Origin of the sequence: Tepidimonas sp., assembly GCF_046292505.1 — a bacterium.
Lineage (GTDB): Bacteria > Pseudomonadota > Gammaproteobacteria > Burkholderiales > Burkholderiaceae_C > Tepidimonas.
In genome coordinates, this window is record NZ_JBKBQX010000218.1 from 1 (window position 1) to 619 (window position 619).

A 619-nucleotide genomic window follows, 5' to 3' on the forward strand; every position below is an offset into this window, starting at 1 on the left:
GTCGACCGGCTGGGCCGAATACACCATCGAGGACTTCAAAGCCTCGATGGACGCGCCACCGAGCCTCAGTGACTTCGGCCAAGTGAAGCGCCGGATCATCGAGCCTGCGGTCAAGGAACTGACCGAGAAGGACGGTTGGCTGATCCAGTGGCAGCCGATCAAGGCGGGCCGCAAGGTCAAGGCGCTACGCTTCACCTTCATGCGCAACCCGCAAGGCTCGCTGCCGCTCTAATTGTAGCTATCCGGGGTGAGAGAGGGAGCTACAACGTGTAGCAATTCGCTCTGACAGGTGCGTAAATTGTAGCTATCCGGGGTGAGAGAGGGAGCTACAACTCCATCAATATCGGTAAACCTCCTTGCGGTTGCCGATGCGCACAACGAGGATGCGCAAAGCGTCGTCCTCGATGCTGGCGATGATGCGATAGTCGCCGACGCGGTACTTCCAGAAGGCTCCAAGCTTGGAGCCTTTGAGGGCTTCGCCGATGCTGCGCGGGTCGTCGAGCTTGGCGAGGCGTTCTTCCAGGAAAGACCTGATACGTCGCTCGATATGCGATTCGAGGCCTTCGATGTCCTTGCGCGCAGCGCGGGCGTTTTCAATCCGCCAAACCACGCAAAAACT

The 619-nt window shown here is 59.0% G+C and carries 1 protein-coding gene and 1 pseudogene; one reads left to right on the forward strand and one right to left on the reverse strand.

All coding sequences use genetic code 11. From position 1 onward, the window contains the following. Nucleotides 1-232 (forward strand): annotated as a pseudogene (locus ACK4TH_RS12865) (replication initiation protein); the annotation flags it as partial. Between the two features lie 105 nt (nucleotides 233-337). On the opposite strand, the gene ACK4TH_RS12870 reads toward ACK4TH_RS12865, so the two are convergent. Beyond that, nucleotides 338-598, reverse strand: a complete 261-nt coding sequence (locus tag ACK4TH_RS12870) for a type II toxin-antitoxin system RelE family toxin (RefSeq protein ID WP_409627008.1) — start codon at nucleotides 596-598, stop codon at nucleotides 338-340. Between the last annotated feature and the right edge of the window lie 21 nt (nucleotides 599-619).